At 56.5% G+C, this 648-nt stretch carries 1 protein-coding gene; it reads left to right on the plus strand.

Going from position 1 to position 648, the window contains the following annotated elements:
• Window positions 1-648: S8 family serine peptidase (locus tag SLS51_RS23120; protein WP_323840823.1), on the plus strand; the 648-nt coding region annotated here is incomplete at both ends.

Genomic DNA, 648 nt, shown 5'->3' on the forward strand with positions numbered 1-648 from the left:
GACAAAGCCTGGTTGCAGACTCAACAAACCAATGGCACCTTGCCGAATGTGGTCTCCAACCACGCGACAATGGTGGCGGGTGTGATGGTTGCGGCGAAAAATAATACAGGTGGTGTCGGGGTTGCCCATGATGCGACGTTGGGCGGCTATTATCTGGCCAATGACGGTGCCGATCTTGCGGGACTGGGGCATATGGTCAGTTTTGACATTGCTAACAATAGCTGGGGATTTGCCAACGATTTCGCGCTCAGCAGCTTTCAGGGCGGCTCCATCAATACTGCCGCGTCGCTGAGCCTGAATGCGCAGTATGCGGCGGCTAATGGTCGTGGCGGATTGGGTACCGTCATCGTGGCGGCGGGCGGCAACCATCGTGCAGAAGGCGGCAATGCCCAGGGGTCGCTGACCAATAACAACCGCTTTTCGGTGGAAGTCGGTGCAATCAATGCACAAGGCGATTTGTCGACGTTGCAGATTGGCTCCTCACCCTTCTCCAATCCGGGAGCCAGCCTGTTGGTTTCGGCACCGGGCAGCAATGTCGTGTCTACCAGCTATATGCTGAAAACCGAACGTGGCTCAACTTTCGGCAATGACTACACCAGCATGCAAGGCACCAGCTTTGCCGCGCCGATAATCTCCGGTGTTGTTGCG

This window comes from Photorhabdus africana (assembly GCF_035181445.1).
Taxonomy (GTDB): domain Bacteria; phylum Pseudomonadota; class Gammaproteobacteria; order Enterobacterales; family Enterobacteriaceae; genus Photorhabdus; species Photorhabdus laumondii.